Genomic DNA, 19,916 nt, shown 5'->3' on the forward strand with positions numbered 1-19,916 from the left:
CTGAAGGACAGAAGGACATGGCTGCTTTCCCGGAAAAGGCGCGGGTCGTCATCATCGGACTGGGCGGGATCGTCGGCGCTTCGATCGCCCATCACCTCGTCGAGCGAGGCTGGGACGACATCGTCGGCATCGACAAATCGGGCATCCCGACCGACATCGGCTCGACCGCCCATGCCTCGGACTTCTGCTACACGACCAGCCACGATTTCCTGAGCTGCTGGACGACGCTCTACTCGATCGATTTCTTCGAGAAGATGGGCCACTACGCCCGTGTCGGCGGTCTCGAGGTCGCGCGCGTCGGCGACGACGAGCGCATGGACGAGATCCGGCGCAAGGTCGCCTCGGCCAAGGCCTTCGGCACCCGCGCGCGCCTGATCGAGCCAGCCGAGATCAAGGCGAAGATGCCGCTGATCGAGGAAAGCGTCGTCCAGGGCGGCCTCTGGGACCCCGACGCCGGCCTCGTCATCCCGCGCTCGCAGACGGTCGCCGGCAAGCTCGTCGACCAGGCGGTCGACGCGGGCAAGCTGCAGGCCTTCGCCAACACGTCGGCCAAGTCCCTCGTGATCGAGGACGGCCGCATCAAGGGCGTCGTCACCAGCCGCGGGACGATTATGGCCGACCACGTCGTGGTCTGCGCGGGCCTGTGGGGTCGCTTGATCGCCGAGATGGCGGGCGAGGACCTGCCGGTGATGCCGGTCGACCATCCGCTCACCTTCTTCGGTCCCTATGAGGAGTTCGCGGGCACCGGCAAGGAGATCGGCTATCCGCTGCTCCGCGACCAGGGCAATTCAGCTTATCTGCGCGACACCGGCGATCCGAAGACCGCCGAGGGCGGGCAGATCGAGTGGGGCTATTACGAGGAGCACAACGTGCGGCTCGTGCACCCGCGCGAACTCCTCGAGAAGCACCAGGCGCGCCTGTCGCCCTCGCAGCGCGACCTCGACATGGAGCAGGTCATCGAGCCGCTCGAGCGCGCGATGGAGCTGACGCCGATCCTCGGCGAGCTCGGCTACAACGAGGGCCACTCCTTCAACGGCCTCCTCCAGACCACGACCGACGGCGGTCCGTCCATGGGCGAGAGCCAGAAGGTGCGGGGCCTCTGGTACTGCGTCGGCATTTGGGTGAAGGACGGCCCGGGCATGGGCAAGCTCATCGCCGACTGGATGACGGACGGGCGCACCGCGATCGACCACAACCGCATCGACTTCGCGCGCTTTGCGAGCTTCCAACTGGACGAGAAGTTCATCGAGGAGCGCTGCACCGAGACGGCGCGCAAGATCTACAATCCGCCGGTGCACCCGCGCGAGCCCTTCGCGGGCGGCCGCGGCATCCGCCGCTCGCCCTTCCACGAGCGGGAGAAGGAGCTCGGCGGCTACTTCATGGAGCTCGGCGGCTGGGAGCGTGCCCACGGCTACGCTGCCAACGAGCACCTCCTTGAAAAGCACGGCAACCGCATTCCGGTGCGCGAGAACGAATGGGACAACCGCCACTTCTGGCGCGTCTCGAACGCCGAACACCTTGAGATGAGCGAGAGCTGCGGCATCATCAACCTGTCGCACTTCTCGATCACCGACATCGAGGGGCCGGATCATGTCGAGCTGATGGAGTGGCTGTGCGCCGCCAAGATCGGCGGCGACGCCAACATCGGGAAGGGCATCTACACCCACTTCCTCGATGACGAGGGCATGGTGCGGGCCGACTTCACGGTCATCCGCATTGCCGACCGAATCCGGATGATCAACGGCGCCGACGCCGGGCCGCGCGACTTCCAGTACATGCGGCGCACCGCTGCCGATCGCGGCCTCGACGTGACGATCACGGACGTTTCCGAAAAGTACATCACGATCGGCATCTGGGGTCCGAACGCCCGCGAGAACCTCGGCAAGCTGCTGGACGACCCGTCCGTCCTGTCGCCCGAGAACTTCCCGTTCGCCGCGATCAGGCCGATCACGATCGCCGGAAAGTCGGTCACCGCATTCCGCATCTCGTATGTCGGCGAGCAGGGCTGGGAACTGCACATGGCCTACGAGGACGGTCTTGCGGTCTGGGACGCCCTTCGCTCCACCGGCGCGATCGCCGTCGGGGTCGAGACCTATGCGAACACCCGTCGCATGGAGAAGAGCCTGCGCCTGCAGAACGCCGACCTTCTGACCGAGTACAACCTTCTGGAGGCCGATCTCGCGCGCCCGAAGGTCAAGGAGGCGGACTTCCGCGGCAAGGCGAAACACATCGAGTATCGCGCCCGCGCCAACCAGCCGGCGATGCTTTGCACTCTGGTGATGACCGACAACGTCGATTCGAAGGGCGTGCCGCGCTATCCCGTCGGCACGATGCCGGTGCTCGATCCGGCCACGGGCGAGACGCTGGTCGACGAACTCGGTCGCCGCTCCTTCACCACCTCGGTCGCCTACGGGCCCACCATCGGCAAGAACATCGCGCTCGCCTATCTGCCCTGGAGCCACTGCGAAGTCGGGCGCAAGCTCGACGTCGAATATTTCGGCGACGCCTTCCCGGTCGAGGTCGCCGCGGTCGGCTACAAGCCGCTCTACGACCCCGACAACGCCAAGCCGAGGAGCTGACCGGCTCCCTGTTCGAAAGATCGGAGCGACAATCGAATCGCCGCGGCGCCCAACGGGTGCCGCGGCGATTTTCGTCTGGCGCTCGATCGACGTTAGGACGCAGGTGCGCCAGTCACGGCAAAACGATCGGTAGCGGGAAGGGGATGGTGGGCGATGACAGGCTCGAACTGCCGACATCCTCGGTGTAAGCGAGGCGCTCTACCAACTGAGCTAATCGCCCTTCGAGGGCAGCAATTACGCGCTCGGCCGAGGTCCGGTCAAGTGGCTGGACGCGTGGGCAGTCGCAGTGTCGTCGCGACAAAGAGATTCGGCGTTGCTGCTCGGCGGTGTGGGGGAAAATGCCCGTTCGAACCCTTTGATTCTTTTTCCAAGACGCGCCGAACGCACTGATCGGTCAGCGTTTTCAAATCCATTGCGAATGCGCGTTGACAGACGGCAGGGGAGCCCGTAAACGACCGCTCATGCCGCTGACGGACACGCCAGCGACACAATACGATGCGCGGGTGTAGCTCAGTTGGTTAGAGTGCCGGCCTGTCACGCCGGAGGTCGCGGGTTCGAGCCCCGTCACTCGCGCCATCGTATTTCGACTTTCTACGTTGCCTCGGATATGGGGCGGCGACATGCGCGGGTGTAGCTCAGTCGGTTAGAGTGCCGGCCTGTCACGCCGGAGGTCGCGGGTTCGAGCCCCGTCACTCGCGCCATTTTCTCTCTTCTGATGGCCTTCATGGTCTGTTTCGCAGACCGGGAAACCCTGTCGTTTCGCGTCCTGTTCGCGCCTTCGCGAAGATTGCCCGGAGCACGACGTGGGGCCGGGGATGCTGCTTGCGTCCACATTAGGAAGGGTCTAATCCTCGCCGCAATGCGAAGGGCGTGAGCCGTGGCCGTTGGACGCATTGAAGGCGTTCGTTGATCACATACGTCCCCGTCAGGTTTTCAAAGCCGCACTGCCGCGGCCGGTGTGCGCACTTGGCGCACCCGGCTCAGAGGAAGACCCGCTTGTGAACGAGCTTCTTGGATCCTACCTGCCGATCGTCATCTTCGTCGGCGTCGCACTTCTGATCGGCGTCGCGCTTCTCGTGTCGCCATTTCTGCTCGCCTTCAAGGCGCCGGACGACGAGAAGCTGTCGGCCTACGAGTGCGGCTTCGACGCCTTCGACGATTCGCGCATGAAGTTCGACGTCCGATTCTATCTGGTGTCGATCCTCTTCATCATCTTCGACCTCGAAGTCGCGTTCTTGTTTCCCTGGGCTGCCTCGTTCGGCGATCTCGGGTGGGCGGGCTTCTGGTCGATGATGGTCTTCCTCGGCGTTCTGACCGTCGGGTTTGTCTATGAATGGAAGAAAGGTGCCCTCGAATGGGATTGAACCCCGGTACCGCCCCGTTTGCCGCGCGGTCCGACCTGCAGGTAGCGCCTGCGGCCGACCCGTTCGTCACCGAGGTCAACAACGAACTGGCCGATAAGGGCTTCATCGTCACCTCGACCGAGGATCTCATCCAGTGGGCGCGCACGGGCTCGCTGATGTGGATGACCTTCGGGCTCGCATGCTGCGCGGTCGAGATGATGCAGATGTCGATGCCGCGCTACGACGGCGAACGCTTCGGCTTCGCGCCGCGCGCGTCGCCGCGCCAGTCAGACGTGATGATCGTCGCCGGCACACTGACCAACAAGATGGCGCCGGCGCTGCGGAAGGTCTACGACCAGATGCCGGAACCGCGCTACGTGATCTCGATGGGCTCCTGCGCCAACGGCGGTGGCTACTACCACTACTCCTACTCGGTGGTGCGCGGCTGCGATCGCGTGGTCCCGGTCGACATCTACGTGCCGGGCTGCCCGCCGACGGCCGAGGCGCTTCTCTACGGCGTGCTTCTTCTCCAGAAGAAGATCCGTCGTCTCGGAACGATCGAGCGTTGAGGGGCGCATGAACGAGCTTTCGGAATATCTGATCCCGCTGTTCGGCGAGAAGCTTGTCGGCTCGGACATCCGGCTGGACGAGCTGACCCTCACCGTCGCCCCGGAGCACCTCGTCGAGGTCGTCACGCATCTGCGCGACGATCCGCAGTGCCAGTTCAAGTCCTTCGTCGACCTGTGCGGCGTGGACTACCCGGCGCGGGTCGAGCGGTTCGAGGTGGTGATCCATCTTCTTTCGCCGTACCTCAACCAGCGCATCCGCGTGAAGGTTCTGACCGGGGAGGACGACCCGGTTCCCTCGATCACCAGCGTCTTCCCCGGCGCCGACTGGTTCGAGCGGGAGGCCTACGACCTCTACGGAATCCTGTTCACCGGGCACCCCGATCTTCGCCGTATCCTCACGGATTACGGCTTCGAGGGGCACCCGCTGCGCAAGGACTTCCCGCTGACCGGGTTCGTCGAAGTCCACTACGACGAGCAGCTGAAGCAGGTGGTCTACGAGCCGGTCGAGTTGCGCCAGGAGTTCCGGCAGTTCGATTTCCTGTCGCCGTGGGAGGGCACGGACTACATGCTGCCGGGCGACGAGAAGGCGAAGGCGAACTGAGAGGGTGACGGGCGAGGGCGCGTTTCCGTCCGGCGGCTTCGGTCGTCGGGGTCCGTCGAGCAGCGGTCCCGAGTCCGTCGACGACAAGTCGTCGCATTATTCCTTCGCGAACGAAGCCCGTAGGATCACGGGCGCGCAAACTGTCGCGCAGTTCGCAAACGAGCAGGGTGCCTGACCGTGGCCGAGATCGACGTCCGGAACTTCAACATCAATTTCGGCCCTCAGCATCCGGCCGCGCACGGCGTGCTGCGCCTCGTGCTGGAGCTTGACGGCGAGAACGTCGAGCGGGTCGATCCACATATCGGCCTGTTGCACCGCGGCACCGAGAAGCTGATTGAGCAGAAGACCTATCTGCAGGCGATGCCCTACTTCGATCGGCTCGACTACGTGGCGCCGATGAACCAGGAGCATGCTTTCTGCCTTGCGGTCGAGCGTCTGGCTGGCGTCGACGTGCCAATCCGGGGTCAGCTGATCCGCGTTCTTTATTGCGAGATCGGCCGCATCCTCTCGCACCTTCTCAACGTGACGACCCAGGCGATGGACGTCGGCGCGCTGACCCCGCCGCTCTGGGGTTTCGAGGAGCGGGAGAAGCTGATGGTGTTCTACGAGCGCGCCTCCGGCGCTCGCCTCCACGCCGCCTACTTCCGGCCGGGCGGCGTCCACCAGGATCTGGCGCCGCAACTCGTCGACGACATCGGCGTGTGGTGCGACGAGTTCCTGCCGCGCCTCGCCGACATCGATGAACTCCTGACCGAGAACCGCATCTTCAAGCAGCGCAACGTCGATATCGGCGTCGTCAGCCTCGAGGACGCCTGGGCGTGGGGTTTCTCGGGCGTGATGGTGCGTGGATCGGGCGCCGCGTGGGACCTGCGAAAGTCGCAGCCCTACGAGTGCTACGATCAGATGGATTTCGACATTCCGATCGGCAAGAACGGCGACTGCTACGACCGCTATCTCATCCGCATGGAAGAGATGCGTCAGTCGGTCGCGATCATGAAGCAGTGCGTCGAGCGGCTGGCGGGCCGCGACCGGGCCGGCCCCTTCGCCTCGACCGAGGGCAAGGTGGTGCCGCCCAAGCGCGGCGAGATGCGTCGCTCGATGGAAGCGCTGATTCACCACTTCAAGCTCTACACCGAAGGCTTCCATGTGCCCGAGGGCGAGGTCTACGCCGCCGTCGAGGCGCCCAAGGGTGAGTTCGGCGTCTATCTGGTGGCGGACGGGACCAACAAGCCGTACCGCTGCAAGATCCGCGCGCCCGGTTTTGCCCATCTGCAGGCGATGGATTTCCTCTGCCGCAATCACATGCTGGCCGACGTCTCCGCGATTCTCGGATCGTGCGACATCGTGTTCGGCGAGGTCGACCGCTAGACCGGGAACGGCCAGCTGGAATTGCCCCTATCGCCTCGCTGGAAGGCGATCGAAAATCTATACGACACGGCGTCCGGCACGGGTTCGGGCGCTGGTCTTTCATGCTTAATGTGTTAGAACGCGCCGCAACACGGGTGTGTTGGAACCGTTCTGAAGTCGAGGTCCGATGTCCGTCAGACGTCTTGCGGAAGATGCCGTTCAGCCTCAGGGTTTTGCCTTCTCGGCGCAGAACGCCGAATGGGCCGAGGCGACGATCCGCAAATATCCCGAAGGGCGCCAGCAGTCCGCCGTCATCCCGCTCCTGATGCGTGCGCAGGAGCAGGACGGCTGGGTGACGAAGGCCGCCATCGAGCACGTCGCGCAGCGGCTCCGCATGCCGATGATCCGCGTGCTCGAGGTCGCGACCTTCTACACGCAGTTCCAACTCGCGCCGGTGGGCACGCGCGCCCATATCCAGGTGTGCGGCACCACGCCGTGCATGCTGCGCGGTTCGGACGATCTAAAGCGCGTTTGCCGCGAGAAGATCCATCCGCAGCCGTTTCACCTGAACGAGAGTGGAACGCTGTCGTGGGAAGAGGTCGAGTGCCTCGGCGCCTGCGTGAATGCTCCGATGGTCATGGTGTTCAAGGACACTTACGAGGACCTGACCGCCGAGCGGCTGGCCGAGATCATCGACGCGTTCGATCGCGGCGAGGGGGCGGCCGTGAAGAAGGGTCCGCAGATCGACCGTCATCTTTCGGTCCCCGTGGGCGGCCTGACGACACTGAACACCTTCAACGACGACGACGATAGCGGTACCGACGAGGCTCGCACGGCACCGCAGACCGGCGGCACTTCCACGCCGAGCGACGGCGGGGCCGGCTCGGCACCCTCGCAGGCCGGTCGCGTCGATACGCACGCTCCGGAAACCGATCCGACGATCAAAGGTCCGGATGGTGTTGAGAAGACCCATCCGGCGGCAGAAGAGGCGACCAGCGTCGACCTGACGACCCATTCCGCCACCTCCGGGAAGACGGGCGGGACGCAGCAGGGGCCGACCGGTGCCGAGCTGACGAACGCCGCCGCCGAACAGAAGAAAGCGGAGACCATGTCGGGCGAGGCTCGCACGGATGGCCCGCTGACAACGAAGGGCGTGAGCGCGCAGAGCGCCGTCGTCCTCAACGAAAAGTTCGTCGACGACAGCGATCGAGGCTCGGCCGCGACCGGCAAGGAAGACCTTTCGGGCAAGGACCACACGGCGACCGGTACGCTGGAAGGCCAGCGCACGGATACCGACGACGTCGTTCCGGGTCCCGACAGGGGCAAGGGCGAGCCGGCCAAGGGTCGTCGCGGCACAAAGCCGAAGGCTTCGGAATAGGCGGAGATCGGAACATGCTTCAGGACAAGGACCGGATCTTCACCAACATCTACGGCCTTCGGGACAAGAGCCTGAAGGGCGCGATGAAGCGCGGCCATTTCGACGGCACGGCCGAGATCATCGGCAAGGGCCGCGACTGGATCATCAACGAGATGAAGGCGTCGGGTCTGCGCGGACGCGGCGGCGCGGGCTTCCCGACCGGCCTGAAATGGTCGTTCATGCCGAAGGAAGTCGGCGAGCGCCCGCATTACCTCGTGGTCAACGCCGACGAATCCGAGCCCGGGACCTGCAAGGACCGGGAGATCATGCGCAACGACCCGTTCACGCTGGTCGAGGGCTGCGTGATCGCCGGTTTCGCGATGGGCGCACACACGGCCTATATCTATGTCCGCGGCGAGTACGTTCGCGAGCGCGAGGCGCTGCAGCTTGCCATCGATGAGTGCTATGAGGCGGGACTTCTCGGCCGCGACAACAAGTGCGGCTGGGACATGGACATCTTCGTCCACCATGGCGCCGGAGCCTACATCTGCGGCGAAGAGACGGCGTTGCTGGAGAGTCTTGAGGGCAAGAAGGGTCAGCCGCGGCTGAAGCCGCCGTTCCCGGCCAACATGGGCCTCTACGGTTGCCCGACGACGGTGAACAACGTCGAGTCGATCGCGGTCGCGCCGACCATCCTGCGCCGCGGCGGCGGGTGGTTCGCCGGTATCGGCCGTCCGAACAACACCGGCACGAAGCTCTTCTCGATCTCCGGCCACGTGAACCGGCCGTGCACGGTCGAGGAGTCGATGGGCATTCCGTTCCGGGAGCTGATCGACCGTCACTGCGGCGGCGTTCGCGGCGGCTACGAGAACCTCTTGGCGGTCATTCCGGGCGGTTCTTCCTGTCCGCTGGTACCCGGCGAGCAGATTCTCGACGCGCCGATGGACTTCGACGGCATGCGCGAGGTGAAGTCCTCGTTCGGCACGGCCGCCGTGATCGTGATGGACAAGTCGACCGACATCGTCCGCGCCATCGCCCGTCTCGCCTACTTCTACAAGCATGAGAGCTGCGGCCAGTGCACGCCGTGCCGCGAAGGCACCGGCTGGATGTGGCGCGTCATGGAACGTATGGTGGTCGGCAACGCGCAGAAGCGCGAGATCGACATGTTGCTCGACGTGACGAAGCAGGTCGAGGGTCACACGATCTGCGCGCTTGGCGATGCCGCCGCCTGGCCGATCCAGGGTCTGGTTCGCCACTTCCGCCCGGAGATCGAGCGTCGCATCGACGAGTTCTCGCTCAACGCCGACACGGGTCGCAAGCCGATCCTGCAGGCGGCGGAATAGGGTTTCGCATGTCGGCTTCGCGAGGGTTCGTGTTCCCGAGCGAAATCTACGAACTGCCGGATCAGCGTCGCGCGCCTTTCGAAGAGGCGTCCGATGCCGTAACCGGCAGAATGGTTTTATACCTGGCGAGTGACGCCGGTTGCCGCGAAATCGGCGATCGATGCGCTTTGGAAGCCAAGTTCGATCGGGTCTGAAAATGGCAAAGATCAAAGTCGACGGCAACGAGATCGAGGTTCCCGACCACTACACGCTGCTGCAAGCGGCGGAAGAAGCGGGTGCCGAGATTCCGCGTTTCTGCTTCCATGAGCGCCTGTCGGTCGCCGGCAACTGCCGCATGTGCCTGATCGAGGTGAAGGGCGGTCCGCCGAAGCCTGCAGCGTCGTGCGCGATGGGCGTGCGGGACCTTCGTCCCGGCCCGAATGGCGAGGCGCCCGAGATCTTCACCAACACGCCCATGGTGAAGAAGGCCCGCGAGGGCGTCATGGAATTCCTGCTGATCAACCACCCGCTGGATTGTCCGATCTGCGATCAGGGCGGCGAGTGCGATCTCCAGGATCAGGCGATGGCCTTCGGTGTCGACTCGTCGCGCTACCAGGAGAACAAGCGCGCGGTCGAGGACAAGTACATCGGGCCCCTCGTGAAGACGATCATGACGCGGTGCATCCACTGCACGCGCTGCGTTCGCTTCACGACCGAGGTGGCGGGCATCTCCGAGCTCGGGCTCGTTGGTCGCGGCGAGGACGCCGAGATCACGACCTATCTCGAGCAGGCGATGACCTCCGAGCTTCAGGGCAACGTGATCGACCTGTGCCCGGTCGGCGCCCTGACCTCGCGTCCCTATGCCTTCCAGGCCCGTCCTTGGGAACTGACCAAGACCGAGTCGGTCGACGTGATGGATGCGGTCGGTTCGGCGATCCGTGTCGACACGCGCGGCCGAGAGGTGATGCGCATCCTTCCGCGCATCAACGACCTCGTCAACGAAGAGTGGATCTCCGACAAGACCCGCTTCGTCTGGGACGGCCTTCGCACGCAGCGCCTCGACCGTCCGTATGTTCGCCGCGACGGTCGTCTCCAGCCGGTGTCCTGGCCCGAGGCGTTCGAGGCCATTCGCCAGAAAGTGTCCGGCGTCGCGCCGGACCGGATCGGCGCGATCGCGGGCGATCTGTCGGCCGTCGAGGACATGTGGGCGCTAAAGCGCCTAATGGGCCAGCTCGGATCTCCCAACCTCGACTGCCGTCAGGACGGGGCGAAGCTCGACCCGGCCGACGGACGTGCTTCCTACGTTTTCAACACGACGATCGCCGGCATCGAGCAGGCTGACGCGCTGCTGATCATCGGCTCCAATCCGCGCTTCGAAGCTCCGGTGCTCAACGCGCGCATCCGCAAGCGCTGGCGTCGCGGCGACTTCCCGGTCGGTTTCATCGGCGAGAAGTCGGACCTGCGCTATGCCGTCACCTACCTCGGTGCGGGACCGCAGACGCTGTCCGACATCGAGACCGCGAACGGCGAGTTCTTCGACGCCCTCAAGAACGCGGCCCGCCCGATGATTATCGTGGGGCAGGGCGCGATCACCGGCGAGAACGGTGCCGACGTTCTGGCCAGCATCGCAGCGCTGGCACGCGAGATCGGTGCGGTGTCCGATGACTGGAACGGCTTCAACGTCCTCCACACGGCGGCCAGCCGGGTCGGCGGCCTCGACATCGGCTTCGTGCCGGGCGAGGGCGGCAAGGCGACGGCCGAGATGGTGTCCGGTGGCGTCGACGTTCTGTTCAACCTCGGCGCGGACGAGATCGACATCGCGCCCGGCGCCTTCGTCGTCTACGTGGGAACGCACGGCGACAAGGGTGCTCATCGCGCCGATGTCATTCTACCGGGCGCGGCCTACACCGAGAAGTCCGGGACGTGGGTGAACACTGAAGGCCGGGTGCAAACCGGCTCGCGTGCCGGCTTCCCGCCGGGTGACGCGCGCGAGGAGTGGGCGATCTTCCGCGCCCTGTCCGCCGTGCTCGGCAAGGCGCTACCGTTCGACTCGCTCGGTGCGCTGCGTCGCGATCTGGCGAGCGCTCATCCGATCTTCGTCGGTTCCGAGCTGCAGGCTGCCGATCCCAACGCGATCACACATCTTGCCGACCGTGCGGGCACCCCGTCGGGGGCGGCGTTCAAGTCCGGCATCGGCGACTTCTATCTGACCAATCCCATCGCCCGGGCCTCGAAGGTCATGGCGGAGTGCTCGCGCCTCGCGCATGCCGAGCATCTCGAAGCGGCCGAGTAAGGACGGTACGAACCCATGGAGCTGTTCTCCGCCTATATCTGGCCGGCCCTCGTCATCATCGGTCAGAGCCTTCTCTTCCTGGTGGTCCTGCTGGTCCTGATCGCCTACATCCTTCTGGCCGATCGCAAGATTTGGGCAGCCGTGCAGATGCGTCGCGGCCCTAACGTCGTCGGTCCCTTCGGCCTCTTCCAGTCCTTCGCCGACCTCCTGAAGTTCGTCCTGAAGGAGCCGGTCATTCCGGCTTCGTCCGACAAGGTCGTCTTCCTCCTGGCGCCGCTGGTCGCGGTGACACTGGCGCTGGCGACCTTTGCGGTGGTGCCGGTCTCCAACGGCTGGGTGATCGCCGACATCAACATCGGCATCCTCTACATCTTCGCGATCTCGTCGCTGGAGGTGTATGGCGTCATCATGGGCGGCTGGGCGTCGAACTCGAAATACGCCTTCCTCGGCGCGCTCCGCTCGGCGGCCCAGATGGTGTCCTACGAGGTCTCGATCGGCTTCGTGATCGTCACCGTTCTCCTGTGCGCGGGTTCGCTCAATCTCACCCAGATTGTTCTGTCGCAGAACACCGGCGTCGGCACGATGGTCGGCCTGCCCGCCAGCTTCCTCGACTGGCATTGGCTGTCGCTCTTCCCGATGTTCGTGATCTTCTTCATCTCGGCACTCGCCGAGACGAACCGGCCGCCGTTCGATCTGCCGGAAGCGGAGTCGGAACTCGTCGCGGGCTTCATGGTCGAGTACGGCTCGACCCCGTACATGATGTTCATGCTCGGCGAGTATGCGGCTATCACCCTGATGTGCTCGCTGATGACCATCCTGTTTCTGGGTGGTTGGCTCCCGCCCTTCGGTTTCGCGCCATTCACCTGGGTGCCGGGTGTCATCTGGTTCCTGGCGAAGGTGGCGCTCTGCTTCTTCATGTTCGCGATGGTGAAGGCCTTCGTGCCGCGCTACCGCTACGACCAGCTCATGCGGCTTGGCTGGAAGGTGTTCCTGCCGCTGTCGCTGGCGATGGTTGTGGTGGTCGCGCTGGTGCTCCAGCTGACCGGCTGGGGCGACGGCCAGAGCGTGGACGCCGCTCGTCAGGCGGCGGCGCTGTCCTGGTAAGCCGCAAAGACATAACGAGGGCGGTGATCGTGCCGCCCGAAGCCTCCGCCACCGGAGATCGGATCGTTCGATGAGTGCCCTGGCCCAGTCCGTCAAATCCCTGTTCCTGGTCGAGTTCCTGAAGGCGTTCCGCCTGTCGATGCGGTACTTCTTCGCTCCCAAGGCGACCGTGAACTACCCGTTCGAGAAGGGGCCGATCAGCCCGCGCTTCCGGGGAGAGCACGCACTGCGCCGTTATCCCAACGGCGAAGAGCGCTGCATCGCCTGCAAGCTCTGCGAGGCGATCTGCCCCGCGCAGGCCATCACGATCGAAGCCGGGCCGCGCCGCAACGACGGCACGCGCCGCACGGTGCGCTACGACATCGACATGGTGAAGTGCATCTACTGCGGCTTCTGCCAGGAAGCCTGTCCGGTCGACGCGATCGTCGAGGGCCCGAACTTCGAGTTCTCCACCGAGACGCGTGAGGAACTGTACTACGACAAGGAAAAGCTGCTGGCGAACGGCGACCGTTGGGAGCGTGAAATCGCTCGCAACATTGCGCTCGACGCTCCGTACCGCTAATCCGCACCCCGTGGCGCCGTGGCGCGCCACGCTCCGAACCGAATCTGCCGGCGGCGAACGAGGTCATCGTTCGTCCGCCCTTTGATGCTACCGCGATTTCAGGGGGAGCCCGACATGTTGGGGCTGCAAGCCTTCTTCTTCTACGTGTTCGCCATCGTCTCCGTCGGCTCGGCGATGATGGTGGTTCTCTCCCGGAACCCCGTCCATTCGGTCCTCTTCTTGATCCTGACCTTCGTGGCGGCGGCGGGTCTGTTCCTGCTGACCGGTGCCGAATTTTTGGCGCTGATCCTGATCGTCGTCTATGTCGGCGCGGTGGCGATCCTGTTCCTGTTCGTCGTCATGATGCTGGATCTGGATTTTGGTCGCATCAAGCCGGGCGCCCTTCAGTACGCTCCGATCGGCGCCGTGATCGGTCTGGTTCTCCTCGCGCAGCTGATCATCGCGGTCACCGGCAGCTACTATTCCCCGCAGCTCAGCGCGAGGACGGTTATGCCGACCCCGCCGCTGGAGCAGCTCTCCAACATCCAGGCGATCGGGCACGTTCTCTATACGCGCTACGTCTTCTTCTTCCAGATGGCCGGCCTCGTGCTGTTCGTCGCGATGATCGGCGCCATCGTGCTGACGCTGCGCCACAAGCCGGGCCTCAAGCGCCAGTCGATCCCCGTTCAGGTCGCGCGCAACCCGGCCACCGCGATCGAGATCCGCAAGGTCGAGAGCGGCAAGGGCATCTGAGGCAGATAGGGATACACGAACCATGGCTGTCGGCCTCGGACACTACCTCACGGTCGCCGCGATCCTCTTCGTTACGGGGGTCTTCGGCATCTTCATGAACCGCAAGAACATCATCACGATCCTCATGTCGGTCGAGTTGATCCTCCTGTCGGTCAATCTCAACCTCGTGGCATTCTCCGCCTTCCTGAACGATCTGGCCGGGCAGGTCTTCGCCCTGTTCATCCTCACGGTCGCCGCGGCGGAAGCTGCGATCGGCCTGGCGATCCTGGTCGTCTTCTTCCGGAATCGCGGCTCGATCGCCGTCGATGACGTCAACACGATGAAGGGCTGAGGCCGCGACGATGTATACCTTGATCGTCCTTCTGCCGCTCGTCGGCTTCATTGTCGCCGGCCTCTTCGGCAATCGCATCGGCGCCAAGGCCTCGGAATACGTTACGAGCGGTCTCCTGATCGTGGCGGCCGTGCTGTCCTGGATCGGCTTCCTGTCGTTCGGCGGCGAGACGCAGCACGTGCAGGTCCTCCAGTGGATGAAGGCCGGCACGCTGGATATCTCTTGGCAGCTGCGGATCGACCGCCTGACGCTCGTCATGCTGGTCGTCGTCAACACGGTGTCGGCGCTCGTCCATGTGTACTCGATCGGATACATGCACCACGACGACTCGCGCCCGCGCTTTTTCGCGTACCTGTCGCTATTCACCTTCGCGATGTTGACGCTGGTGACCGCCGACAACCTCGTTCAGATGTTCTTCGGCTGGGAAGGCGTCGGCCTTGCGTCCTACCTCCTGATCGGCTTCTGGTATCAGAAGCCGTCGGCCAACGCGGCCGCGATGAAAGCCTTCGTGGTCAACCGCGTCGGCGACTTCGGCTTCCTCCTTGGCATCTTCGGCCTGTTCGTGGTGTTCGGCTCCGCCAACCTCGACACGATCTTCGCCGGGGCCGGCCAGATGGTCGGCACGATCTATCCCGAAGGCGGGGAGGCAGCCGCCAACGCTGCCGCACCAATCCTGAACTTCGCCGGTTACTCGCTGCCCGCTGCCGGCGCGATGACGGTGATCTGCCTGCTCCTCTTCATGGGCGCGATGGGCAAGTCGGCGCAGATCGGCCTCCACACCTGGCTGCCGGACGCGATGGAAGGCCCGACCCCGGTGTCGGCGCTGATCCATGCGGCAACGATGGTGACGGCCGGCGTCTTCATGCTGGCCCGCCTGTCGCCGGTGTTCGAGCTCAGCCATTCGGCGCTGACCTTCGTCACGTTCATCGGCGCGACGACCGCTTTCTTCGCGGCGACGATCGGCCTCGTCCAGAACGACATCAAGCGGGTCATCGCCTACTCGACCTGCTCGCAGCTCGGCTACATGTTCGTCGCGCTGGGCGTGGGAGCCTACGGGGCCGCGATCTTCCACCTGTTCACGCACGCCTTCTTCAAGGCGCTCCTATTCCTAGGCGCCGGCTCAGTGATCCACGCGGTCGACGGCGAGCAGGACATGCGTCACATGGGTGGCCTGCGGAAGCACATTCCGATCACCTACTGGACGATGATGATCGGCACGCTGGCGTTGACCGGCTTCCCGTTCACGGCCGGCTACTATTCCAAGGATGCAATCATCGAAAGCGCGTTCGCGGGCGAGAACGCCTTCGCCATGTACGGGTACATGATGACGGTGATCGCGGCTGCGCTGACGAGCTTCTATTCCTGGCGCCTCGTCTTCCTGACCTTCCACGGCAAGCCGCGCGCGAGCCACGAGGTCATGCACCATGTGCACGAGTCGCCGCCGGTGATGACAACGCCGTTGTTCATCCTGTCGGCCGGGGCGCTGCTTGCCGGTATCGTGTTCTACCCGTTCTTCCTGGGCGGCAGCTACGAGACCTTCTGGCATACCGCTCTGTTCGCCGGCCCGGAGAACCACATCCTGCATGAGGCGCACGAGGTTCCGGCACTGGTCGTCTGGTCGCCGACCATCGCGATGGCGCTCGGGTTCATCGTTGCCTACGTCTTCTACATCCGCCAGCCGCAGCGCCCCGCGCAGATGGCGGCTCGCAATCCCGGCCTCTACAAGTTCCTCCTGAACAAGTGGTACTTCGACGAGCTGTACGATTTCCTGTTCGTGCGCTCGGCCAAGTGGCTCGGCCGCTTCCTGTGGAAGAAGGGTGACGTCGCGGTCATCGATCGTCTCGGTCCGGACGGCATTTCCGCCCGCGCGCTCGACGTGACCGGCTGGGTCGTTCGCCTGCAGACCGGCTACCTCTACCACTATGCCTTCGTCATGCTGATCGGCGTCGCGGCGCTCGTCACCTTCATGATGTTCGGGGGAATGCGCTGATGTCCGGCTGGCCGATCCTATCGACCATCACCTTCGCGCCGCTGGTCGGCGTGCTGATCATCCTGTTCACGCGGGACGACTCCGAGCTCGCGCGCCGCAACATCCGCAACGTCGCGCTGCTCGTCTCGGTCTTCACCTTCCTCCTCTCGCTCTTCATCTGGATCGGCTTCGACAAGTCCGTCGCCGGGTTCCAATTCGTCGAGGAGGCCGAGTGGCTGACCGGCGGGATCGCCTACCGGATGGGCGTCGACGGCATCTCGATGCTGTTCGTCATCCTGACCACCTTCCTGATGCCGATCTGCATTCTGGCCAGCCGCGACGCGATCACCGTGCGCGTCAAGGAATACATGATCGCCTTCCTGGTGCTGGAGACGCTCGTCGTCGGCGTCTTCTGCGCGCTCGACATCGTGCTCTTCTACCTCTTCTTCGAGGGCTCCCTCATTCCGATGTTCCTGATCATCGGCGTCTGGGGCGGCAAGCGGCGCGTCTACGCATCGTACAAGTTCTTCCTCTACACGTTCCTCGGCTCGGTCCTCATGCTCGTCGCCATCATGGCGATGTACTGGACCGCTGGCACGACCTCGATCCCGGAACTTCTCGCCTACCAGTTCCCGGCCTCAATGCAGACCTGGCTCTGGATCGCCTTCTTCGCCTCCTTCGCGGTGAAGATGCCGATGTGGCCGGTCCATACCTGGCTGCCCGACGCACACGTCGAAGCGCCGACGGCCGGCTCGGTGATCCTCGCCGGCATCCTCCTGAAGCTCGGTGGCTACGGGTTCCTGCGCTTCTCGCTTCCGATGTTCCCGCTGGCGTCGGCGGACTTTGCGCCCTTCGTCTTCGTCCTCTCGGTCGTCGCCATCATCTACACCTCGCTGGTGGCGCTGATGCAGGAGGACATCAAGAAGCTGATTGCCTATTCGTCGGTCGCGCACATGGGCTTCGTGACCATGGGCATCTTTGCGGCCAACGAGCAGGGCGTGCAGGGCGCGATCTTCCAGATGCTGAGCCACGGGCTGATCTCGGGCGCGCTGTTTCTCTGCGTCGGCGTCGTCTACGACCGGATGCACACCCGCGACATCGCCGCCTACGGCGGCTTGGTGAACCGCATGCCGGCCTATGCCGCCATGATGCTCCTGTTCACCATGGGCAATGTCGGCCTGCCGGGCACGTCCGGTTTCGTCGGCGAGTTCATGACGTTGATGGGCGTATTCCGGGTCAATTCCTGGGTGGCGATTTTTGCAGCAACCGGTGTCATCCTGTCGGCGGCCTACGCGCTGTGGCTCTTCCGCCGCGTCATTCTCGGGACGCTCGAGAAGGACAGCCTCAAGTCGATCCTCGATCTCACCCCGCGCGAGAAGGCTCTGCTGTATCCGCTGGCGGTGCTGACCGTGTTCTTCGGCGTCTACCCGATGCCGGTCTTCAATGTGACGACGGCCTCCGTGGATCAGCTCCTCTCGAGCTACACGGCAGCCATCGAGGCCGCATCCAGCGTCGCCTCGATCCAGAAATAGAGAAACGGGCAGGGCGAACCGATGTTTTCGCAATTCGTGGCGCAAAGCCTCCCCATCGTCGGTCCGGAGTTGATCCTCAGCGTGGGCGCGATGGGTCTGTTGATGATCGGGACGTTTCTTGGCGAAAAGAGCGCCCGGCTGGTGACGTCGCTGACCGTCGGCACGCTGCTCTTCGCGCTGGTCTGGCTACTGTTCGCGACGCCCACCGGCGTCGCGTTCGGGGGCTCGATCATCCTCGACCCGTTCGCGCGCTTTATGAAGGCGCTGGTGCTGATCGGCTCGGCGGCTGCGGTGCTGATGTCGACCGGCTATGCCGAGCGCGAGCGCTTCGCCAATTTCGAGCTGCCGGTTCTCATCGTGCTCTGCACGACGGGCATGCTGGTCATGGTCTCGGCCGGCGACCTCATCGCTCTCTATATGGGCCTCGAACTGCAGTCGCTCGCCATCTACGTGATCGCCGCGATCCACCGCGACCATGTGAAGTCGACCGAGGCCGGCCTGAAGTACTTCGTGCTCGGTGCACTGTCTTCCGGCATGCTCCTCTATGGCGCTTCGCTCGTCTACGGTTTCACCGGGCAGATCGAGTTCCGCGCGATCGCCGAGGCGGTGGCGCAGGACGGCGCTCGGTCGCTCGGCCTCATCGTCGGTCTCGTCTTTGTGCTGGCCGGGCTCGCCTTCAAGATCTCAGCCGTGCCGTTCCACATGTGGACGCCCGATGTCTACGAAGGCGCACCGACCCCGGTGACCGCGCTCCTCGCCGGTGCGCCGAAGGTGGCGGCTGTCGCTCTGTTGACGCGGTTCACCGTCCAGAGTTTCGGACCGATGACGCCGGACTGGCAGCAGGTCGTCGTGTTCCTGTCCATCGCCTCGATGCTGTTCGGCTCGTTTGCCGCGATCGGCCAGCGCAACATCAAGCGCCTGATGGCCTACTCCTCGATCGGCCACATGGGCTACGTACTCGTCGGCCTCGCCGCCGGCACCGAGGCGGGCGTGCAGGGCGTTCTGATCTACATGGCGACTTACGTGACCATGACGCTCGGGACCTTCGCACTGATCCTCGCCATGCGCCGTCGTGACGGCATGGTCGAAGACGTCTACGAACTCGCCGGTCTGTCGCGCACCAATCCGATGATGGCGCTGGCGATGACGGTCCTCATGCTTTCGCTGGCGGGTCTGCCTCCGTTGCTCGGCTTCTGGGGCAAGTACTACGTCTTCATCGCGGCGGTCGGCGCAGGGCTCATTCCGCTCGCTGTCATCGGCGTGATCGCTTCCACGATCGGCCTCTTCTACTATCTGCGTATCGTGAAGGTCATGTGGTTCGACGAGCCGCTGGCCGGCTTCGAGCCGATGAGCATGGAGCTGAAGCTCGTGGCGGGCGCCGCGACGATCTTCATCTTCCCCGCCTACATCGTTCTGGCCGGTCCGCTGTTCGCAGCCGCGGCCGCGGCGGCCCATACCTTCTTCTGATCGGAGAATGGCAGGCCGGCCTTACCGCGCGCGGCGCCACCTCGCGCTGGATGAAGTCGGCTCGACGAACGCCGTCGCGCTGGAGGCTGCCCGCGCGGGCGATCCCGGCCCCCTCTGGATCACGGCGGCCCGCCAGTCGGCGGGTCGAGGTCGTCGTGGACGATCGTGGCTGTCCGAGCGCGGCAATCTCTTCGCCACGCTCCTGATCGTCGATCCCTCGACCGACCAGCATGTGGTGGATCTCCCGCTGGTGGTGGCTCTCGGCGTTCGCAACGGTCTGGCTGAGCTTCCCGGGATCGATCCTGCGGTGGTCGGCATCAAGTGGCCGAACGACATCTTGATCGGCGGAGCGAAGGCGGTCGGCATTCTCTTGGAGAGCGAACGCTGTCCCGGCGGCCACCGGTCGGTCGCCATCGGTTGCGGCGTCAATGTCGAGACCGGCGCCGATGGGACGCCCTATTCCGTGACCAGCCTGCGCGACGCTGGATTCCGAGGCGATCTGGCGACTGTCTTCGAACATGTCGCCGCAGGCGTCGAGGCGGCACTGGAATTGTGGGACGCGGGTCGCCAGTTTGACGAGGTCAGGGCGAGATGGCTTCGCCATTCGGTGGGTCGCGGCGAGACGTGCCGGGTCAACCTTCCCGATGGATCATCGGTCGAAGGCATCTTCGTGGATCTCGACCCTGGCGGACGTCTGGTTCTCGGACTGGCGAACGGCGAGCGTCGCCACTTTTCGGCAGGGGATCTCTTCTTCCTCCGCCAGACTGCAGGCGTTTGAGCCCCGCTCGCGCCGATATCGATTCCGGGC

16 protein-coding genes and 3 tRNA genes are annotated in these 19,916 nt (G+C 64.5%); 18 read left to right on the forward strand and 1 reads right to left on the reverse strand.

Going from position 1 to position 19,916, the window contains the following annotated elements:
* The first annotated feature begins 17 nt into the window (after positions 1-17).
* The gene (locus tag ASF65_RS02655) at positions 18-2,579 is read left to right on the forward strand and encodes an FAD-dependent oxidoreductase (protein WP_055884659.1); all 2,562 of its coding nucleotides are present in this window, start codon (positions 18-20) and stop codon (positions 2,577-2,579) included.
* A gap of 144 nt (positions 2,580-2,723) precedes the next feature.
* On the opposite strand, the gene ASF65_RS02660 is transcribed toward ASF65_RS02655, so the two are convergent.
* Positions 2,724-2,799: transfer RNA gene (locus ASF65_RS02660), tRNA-Val, on the reverse strand.
* A gap of 279 nt (positions 2,800-3,078) precedes the next feature.
* Between ASF65_RS02660 and ASF65_RS02665 the strand changes: the two genes are divergently transcribed.
* The 17 genes from ASF65_RS02665 to ASF65_RS02750 all read left to right on the forward strand — a co-directional run bounded on the left by ASF65_RS02665 (position 3,079) and on the right by ASF65_RS02750 (position 19,886).
* Positions 3,079-3,155: transfer RNA gene (locus tag ASF65_RS02665), tRNA-Asp, on the forward strand.
* A 48-nt stretch (positions 3,156-3,203) separates the two neighbouring features.
* A tRNA-Asp gene (locus ASF65_RS02670) sits at positions 3,204-3,280 on the forward strand.
* Between the two features lie 297 nt (positions 3,281-3,577).
* Positions 3,578-3,943, forward strand: a complete 366-nt coding sequence (locus ASF65_RS02675) for an NADH-quinone oxidoreductase subunit A (protein WP_055884662.1) — start codon at positions 3,578-3,580, stop codon at positions 3,941-3,943.
* On the forward strand, positions 3,913-4,491 hold the full coding sequence (locus tag ASF65_RS02680) for an NADH-quinone oxidoreductase subunit B (protein WP_156369126.1): 579 nt from the start codon (positions 3,913-3,915) through the stop codon (positions 4,489-4,491). The genes ASF65_RS02675 and ASF65_RS02680 overlap by 31 nt, the downstream gene beginning before the upstream one ends.
* 7 nt (positions 4,492-4,498) lie before the next feature.
* Positions 4,499-5,092 (forward strand): NADH-quinone oxidoreductase subunit C, encoded by a 594-nt coding sequence (locus tag ASF65_RS02685; RefSeq protein ID WP_055884668.1) that lies wholly within the window; start codon positions 4,499-4,501, stop codon positions 5,090-5,092.
* A 177-nt stretch (positions 5,093-5,269) separates the two neighbouring features.
* A complete protein-coding gene (locus tag ASF65_RS02690; protein WP_055884670.1) occupies positions 5,270-6,460 on the forward strand; it encodes an NADH-quinone oxidoreductase subunit D in 1,191 nt (396 codons plus the stop codon).
* A gap of 166 nt (positions 6,461-6,626) precedes the next feature.
* A complete protein-coding gene (gene nuoE / locus ASF65_RS20680) occupies positions 6,627-7,817 on the forward strand; it encodes an NADH-quinone oxidoreductase subunit NuoE (protein WP_082505123.1) in 1,191 nt (396 codons plus the stop codon).
* 14 nt (positions 7,818-7,831) lie between these two features.
* Entirely contained in the window at positions 7,832-9,139 is a 1,308-nt protein-coding gene (gene nuoF, locus ASF65_RS02700) for an NADH-quinone oxidoreductase subunit NuoF (RefSeq protein WP_055884673.1), read from the forward strand.
* 196 nt (positions 9,140-9,335) lie between these two features.
* Complete coding sequence (gene nuoG / locus ASF65_RS02710) at positions 9,336-11,411, forward strand: NADH-quinone oxidoreductase subunit NuoG (RefSeq protein WP_055884679.1); 2,076 nt, start codon at positions 9,336-9,338, stop codon at positions 11,409-11,411.
* Positions 11,412-11,426: 15 nt separating this feature from the next.
* Positions 11,427-12,515, forward strand: a complete 1,089-nt coding sequence (nuoH, locus tag ASF65_RS02715; RefSeq protein WP_055884682.1) for an NADH-quinone oxidoreductase subunit NuoH — start codon at positions 11,427-11,429, stop codon at positions 12,513-12,515.
* A gap of 70 nt (positions 12,516-12,585) precedes the next feature.
* Positions 12,586-13,077, forward strand: coding sequence for an NADH-quinone oxidoreductase subunit NuoI (nuoI, locus tag ASF65_RS02720; protein ID WP_055884686.1), 492 nt, complete (start codon positions 12,586-12,588; stop codon positions 13,075-13,077).
* Between the two features lie 114 nt (positions 13,078-13,191).
* On the forward strand, positions 13,192-13,809 hold the full coding sequence (locus ASF65_RS02725; protein WP_055884689.1) for an NADH-quinone oxidoreductase subunit J: 618 nt from the start codon (positions 13,192-13,194) through the stop codon (positions 13,807-13,809).
* A 22-nt stretch (positions 13,810-13,831) separates the two neighbouring features.
* Entirely contained in the window at positions 13,832-14,140 is a 309-nt protein-coding gene (nuoK, locus tag ASF65_RS02730; protein WP_055884692.1) for an NADH-quinone oxidoreductase subunit NuoK, read from the forward strand.
* 10 nt (positions 14,141-14,150) lie between these two features.
* Entirely contained in the window at positions 14,151-16,130 is a 1,980-nt protein-coding gene (gene nuoL, locus ASF65_RS02735) for an NADH-quinone oxidoreductase subunit L (protein ID WP_055884695.1), read from the forward strand.
* On the forward strand, positions 16,130-17,641 hold the full coding sequence (locus ASF65_RS02740) for an NADH-quinone oxidoreductase subunit M (protein ID WP_055884698.1): 1,512 nt from the start codon (positions 16,130-16,132) through the stop codon (positions 17,639-17,641). Before nuoL ends, ASF65_RS02740 begins: the two co-directional genes overlap by 1 nt.
* A gap of 21 nt (positions 17,642-17,662) precedes the next feature.
* Positions 17,663-19,108: an NADH-quinone oxidoreductase subunit NuoN gene (gene nuoN, locus ASF65_RS02745; RefSeq protein WP_055884700.1), complete on the forward strand. Its 1,446-nt coding sequence runs from the start codon at positions 17,663-17,665 to the stop codon at positions 19,106-19,108.
* 7 nt (positions 19,109-19,115) lie between these two features.
* Positions 19,116-19,886, forward strand: coding sequence for a biotin--[acetyl-CoA-carboxylase] ligase (locus ASF65_RS02750; protein ID WP_055884703.1), 771 nt, complete (start codon positions 19,116-19,118; stop codon positions 19,884-19,886).
* The last annotated feature ends 30 nt before the right edge of the window (positions 19,887-19,916 follow it).

The organism is Aureimonas sp. Leaf324 (genome assembly GCF_001423245.1).
Lineage (GTDB): Bacteria > Pseudomonadota > Alphaproteobacteria > Rhizobiales > Rhizobiaceae > Aureimonas.

Excerpts from the sequence above, each read along its gene's own strand:
- ASF65_RS02655 (WP_055884659.1), top strand. The coding sequence starts at position 18 with ATGGCTGCTTTCCCGGAAAAGGCGCGGGTCGTCATCATCGGACTGGGC.
- ASF65_RS02680 (WP_156369126.1), top strand. The coding sequence starts at position 3,913 with ATGGAAGAAAGGTGCCCTCGAATGGGATTGAACCCCGGTACCGCCCCG.
- ASF65_RS02685 (WP_055884668.1), top strand. The coding sequence starts at position 4,499 with ATGAACGAGCTTTCGGAATATCTGATCCCGCTGTTCGGCGAGAAGCTT.
- nuoE (WP_082505123.1), top strand. The coding sequence starts at position 6,627 with ATGTCCGTCAGACGTCTTGCGGAAGATGCCGTTCAGCCTCAGGGTTTT.
- nuoF (WP_055884673.1), top strand. The coding sequence starts at position 7,832 with ATGCTTCAGGACAAGGACCGGATCTTCACCAACATCTACGGCCTTCGG.
- nuoG (WP_055884679.1), top strand. The coding sequence starts at position 9,336 with ATGGCAAAGATCAAAGTCGACGGCAACGAGATCGAGGTTCCCGACCAC.
- nuoH (WP_055884682.1), top strand. The coding sequence starts at position 11,427 with ATGGAGCTGTTCTCCGCCTATATCTGGCCGGCCCTCGTCATCATCGGT.
- nuoI (WP_055884686.1), top strand. The coding sequence starts at position 12,586 with ATGAGTGCCCTGGCCCAGTCCGTCAAATCCCTGTTCCTGGTCGAGTTC.
- ASF65_RS02725 (WP_055884689.1), top strand. The coding sequence starts at position 13,192 with ATGTTGGGGCTGCAAGCCTTCTTCTTCTACGTGTTCGCCATCGTCTCC.
- nuoK (WP_055884692.1), top strand. The coding sequence starts at position 13,832 with ATGGCTGTCGGCCTCGGACACTACCTCACGGTCGCCGCGATCCTCTTC.
- nuoL (WP_055884695.1), top strand. The coding sequence starts at position 14,151 with ATGTATACCTTGATCGTCCTTCTGCCGCTCGTCGGCTTCATTGTCGCC.
- ASF65_RS02740 (WP_055884698.1), top strand. The coding sequence starts at position 16,130 with ATGTCCGGCTGGCCGATCCTATCGACCATCACCTTCGCGCCGCTGGTC.
- nuoN (WP_055884700.1), top strand. The coding sequence starts at position 17,663 with ATGTTTTCGCAATTCGTGGCGCAAAGCCTCCCCATCGTCGGTCCGGAG.
- ASF65_RS02750 (WP_055884703.1), top strand. The coding sequence starts at position 19,116 with ATGGCAGGCCGGCCTTACCGCGCGCGGCGCCACCTCGCGCTGGATGAA.